Below are 3,591 nucleotides of genomic sequence, written 5' to 3'. Positions count from 1 at the left end.
GGCCGGTGGCGAGCTGCACTACCTGGGTCGCGTCGACGACCAGCTCAAGGTCCGCGGCTACCGGATCGAGCCCGGCGAGGTGGAGGCGTGCCTCCTCGCGCACCCGGGGGTCGCGGCGGCCGTGGTGACGGCCCGCGACTTCGGCGAGGGCGACGTGCGCCTGGTCGCGCACGTCGTGCCCGCGACGGGGGCCGCCGGCCACGACCTCGTCGCCGCGCTGCGCGACCACGTCGCCGAGCGGCTCCCCGCGCACCTGCGCCCGTCGACCGTCTGCCCGGTGGCGGCGCTCCCCGTCACGCCCCAGGGCAAGGTGAACAGAAAGGCTGTGAACGACTTGCCGCTCACGGAAGAGAACCCGCCCGCCGCCGAGGTCGACGTCGTGACCGCGGTCACCGAGATCGCCGCCGGCGTCATGGGACGCCCGGTCGACCCCGCGGTCGACCTGTTCGACATCGGCGCCACCTCCCTGTCGTTCGTCCGGGTCATCGCCGGGGTCAACCTCCGGTTCGGCCTGCGCCTCACCGGCGGCGAACTCGACGGCACGGCCAGCGCGCTGGCCATCGCCGAGCAGGTCGAACTGGCCCTCGCGGCCACCACCGAGCACGTCACCGCCTGACACCGAAGGAGCCCGAGACATGACGCTGGCAGGTCACGAGCGCACGTTCGCGCTGACCCCCGAAGAGCTGGACAGCTTCCGCGCCAACGGCTACTTCGGCCCGTTCAAGGTCTACGAGATCGACGAGATGGTGGCCACCTGGCGCCGCGAGCGGCTGCGCATGCTCGACCGCTCGATGGCCGTCTACCAGGACGAGGCCGCGGAGTCCGGCAACACCAACATCTCCAACTACGACCGGCACCTGGACATGCGGTTCCTCGCCGACCACATCTGCCGCCCGGAGATCACCGACCGGGTCAACAGCGTGCTCGGCCCGGACGTCCTGTGCTGGCGCACCGAGTTCTTCCCCAAGTACCCCGGCGACGAGGGCACCGACTGGCACCAGGCGGACACCTTCGCCAACGCCTCCGGCAAGCCGCAGATCCTGTGGCCCGAGGGGCAGGAGGAGTTCGGCGGCACGATCACCGTGTGGACCGCGTTCACCGAGGCGAACGAGGACAACGGCTGCCTCCAGTTCATCCCCGGCACGCACCAGCAGATGTTCTACGACGAGACCAAGAAGATGCACTACGACCCGAACCGCATCAACAACGCGGAGAAGGACGGCGTCCGGCGCGGCTTCTTCGGCTACGACTACCGGGAGCTCCAGAAGGACGAGAACTGGAGCCCGGACGAGTCGAAGGCCGTGTCGATGGTCATGAGGCCCGGCGAGGCCATCATGTTCTGGTCCACCCTCATGCACGCCTCGCACCCGCACAGCGGCAAGACCGACGACATGCGGCTCGGCTTCGCCTCGCGGTACGTGCCCACGTCGGTGGACGTCTACCCGGACTCCGAGGACATCGAGGAGTACGGCGGCCGCGTGTCGCTGGAGCGCTACGGCGCCGTCCTCGTCACGGGCGAGAACACCAACGCGCACAACCGGATCGTCACGGAGACCACCCGCGGCCACCGGTTCCCCTCGCGTCACGGCGTTCCCCCCGTCGGCGGGACGCGGGCCTGATGAGCGCCGGTGCCCGACCGCACCCCGTCGCCAGGCTGGCGGCGGCGGTGCGGTCGGCTGCCCCGCTGGCCGGTGCGCTGCCCGAGCCGCCGGTCGTCGCGGCGGCCCCGGAGGACGGTTCCCCGTGGCCCGCGGCGGCGGCCGACCTGCTCACCCGGATCACCGACCTGTCGGGCGGCCCCCGCTACCGCGTCGCTCCGGTCGGCGCGCCGCGGTCCGTCCTCGACCAGGTGCTCGGCGACCACCTCGACCTGGCGGGCACGGCCGCCGCCCTCGCCGCCACCGGCCTGCCCGACCGGTCCGGGGTGGACCGGATCGTCGCGGGCGCGGCAGCGGACGACGTCCTCGCGCCGGAGGCCGGCGTCGTGGTGGAGACGGCCGACGGCGCCCGGCTGCCCGCGTGGTCGGTCGGCCCGGTCACCGGCCGGCCGGTGCTGCTCGTGCTCCCGTGCGGCATGCCGGTGCGCCTGGTCGAGGGCTGGGTGCGCGCGCTGGCCGTCGACCGGCGCGTCATCACCTGGGAGAGCCGCTGGCTGTTCGCCGACCTGGACTCCGAAGTGGACCTGGAGCACGGCGTCGCCGCCCAGGTGGCCGACCTGGCGGCGGTCCTGGACGCGTTCTCGGTGCCCTCCGCGCACGTGGCGGGCATGTGCGGCGGCGCGCTGCTCGCCTTGGCCGCCGCCGCGGAACTGCCCGGCCGGGTCGACTCGCTGAGCCTGTGGCACGGTGATTTCGACCTCGGCGACGAGGTGCCGAAGACCGACCACCAGCGCAACCTCCAGGCCCTCATGGGCATGGCCGCCCAGGACCGGGAGACCGCGGCGGCCGTGCACGAGGTCCTGCTCCAGAACGCCCTCGCGGGTGTTCCGGCCGACCTGGCGCACCTCGTGCTCTACCCGTACGCGTCGAGGGAACTGTTCTTCCGCTACTGCCGTCTCAACCTCGTGGTCATGGCCCAGGACGCCCGCCCCTACCTGGCGCGCGTCGACACCGACACGCTGGTCGTGACCAGCGAACAGGACAGGACCGCGCACCCCGCCGGGTCGCTGGCGGTGGCCGAGCGCCTGTCCGCCGCACGGCTGCACGTCGAGCCGGACGGCGACCACGTCACCCTGTTCCGCGCCCCGGCGCGCCTGACCGGACTGCTCCGGTCCCGTTTAGCCGGGACCGCGTCGCAGGTCGGCTGAGCAGGTCGTCGAGGAGGAGACCGGTTCGGCGGCCGAACTGGCCGCGGTCCCTCCGCAGCAGTACATCTCAACCGTGTTCGATCCGCCCGAACAATGCACACTGGGGGTGCTCCGTGCGCTCATCCCGAAATGCCGTCGAACGATCCGCGAACGGTATCTCGTCGTACATCCGAACTAACTGCGCAGGCGCGGCGCGCATAGTGGTGGAAAAGGACGAGAGTATTTACAGCGTCGGTAGCCGGGATTCCGGCGTCTACCTGGTCGAAAGCGGCCAGGTGAAAACCGTGGCATATTCCCGGGATGGCAAGCGATGTCTGCTGTCCATCCACCCCGAAGGGGACACCTTCGGGGAGCTGGCGCTGTTCGGCCCGCCGCGGGCCGAGTCGGCGATGGCGATGACCCGGACCGTGCTGCGGCAGGTCCCGGCGTCCCGGCTCAGGCAGGCGCTGTCGGACGACGCGCTGCTCCAGGACTTCATCGTGAAGCTCGGCGAGCGGGTCGTCGAGCAGCAGCAGATGATCACCAACCTGCTCACCATGGACAGTGAGCGCAGGTTGGCCGCGATCCTGCTGCACCTGGCGCACAAGGTCGGCAGCCGGGCCGACTGCGGTTACGTCGTGGAGATCCGGGACCGGATCACCCAGGAGGACCTCTCCGGCATGGTCGGCACCACCCGGTCGCGCGTCGGGTACTTCCTCAAGCGCTTCCGGGACGCGGGTCTGGTCGAATCCGTGCCGGACTCGTTCCTGTGCATCAACGAGTCGCGGATGACCGCGTTCCTGGAG

At 71.3% G+C, this 3,591-nt stretch carries 4 protein-coding genes; all 4 read left to right on the top strand.

Going from position 1 to position 3,591, the window contains the following annotated elements:
• A partial coding sequence (locus ACFV4N_RS41420; RefSeq protein ID WP_499678167.1) for an acyl carrier protein occupies positions 1-616 on the top strand: 616 nt, incomplete at its 5' end.
• Positions 617-635: 19 nt separating this feature from the next.
• The gene (locus ACFV4N_RS41415; protein WP_499678166.1) at positions 636-1,619 is read left to right on the top strand and encodes a chlorinating enzyme; all 984 of its coding nucleotides are present in this window, start codon (positions 636-638) and stop codon (positions 1,617-1,619) included.
• Complete coding sequence (locus ACFV4N_RS41410) at positions 1,619-2,806, top strand: alpha/beta fold hydrolase (RefSeq protein ID WP_499678165.1); 1,188 nt, start codon at positions 1,619-1,621, stop codon at positions 2,804-2,806. Before ACFV4N_RS41415 ends, ACFV4N_RS41410 begins: the two co-directional genes overlap by 1 nt.
• Before the next feature lie 113 nt (positions 2,807-2,919).
• A partial coding sequence (locus ACFV4N_RS41405; RefSeq protein ID WP_499678164.1) for a Crp/Fnr family transcriptional regulator occupies positions 2,920-3,591 on the top strand: 672 nt, incomplete at its 3' end.

This window comes from Actinosynnema sp. NPDC059797 (assembly GCF_042732085.1).
Lineage (GTDB): Bacteria > Actinomycetota > Actinomycetes > Mycobacteriales > Pseudonocardiaceae > Actinosynnema.
This window is presented reverse-complemented; position numbering and strand designations above follow the sequence as displayed.